We start from the raw sequence: 255 nt of genomic DNA, 5'->3' as shown, positions 1-255 counted from the left end.
CTTATTATAAGGAATTGCTATTGGAACACTTCCATTTGCTCTGATGACAAGCATAATTGTGGGATTGAGTTCGTCTACATATGCAACATATTGGCTCACGATTTGATAAGAGCTACCTTTTTTTAAAGGAATGATTGTCTCTTCCCAGATAACTTGCGAGTCTTTCCAGATATCTATCACTCTGCATCTTTCCATTCTGTGGATTTTTCCAAGGAACTTATAATCATTTGCTTCCCAATTCCACGAAAACACACC

At 37.3% G+C, this 255-nt stretch carries 1 protein-coding gene; it reads right to left on the bottom strand.

Translation table 11 applies throughout. The annotated features are described in order from the left end of the window. Positions 1-195 (bottom strand): hypothetical protein (locus SB689_RS23635; protein ID WP_410694479.1); only part of this gene is annotated, 195 nt, incomplete at its 3' end. Positions 196-255 lie beyond the last annotated feature (60 nt).

The organism is Chryseobacterium sp. SIMBA_038 (genome assembly GCF_046535115.1).
Taxonomy (GTDB): domain Bacteria; phylum Bacteroidota; class Bacteroidia; order Flavobacteriales; family Weeksellaceae; genus Chryseobacterium.
This window is presented reverse-complemented; position numbering and strand designations above follow the sequence as displayed.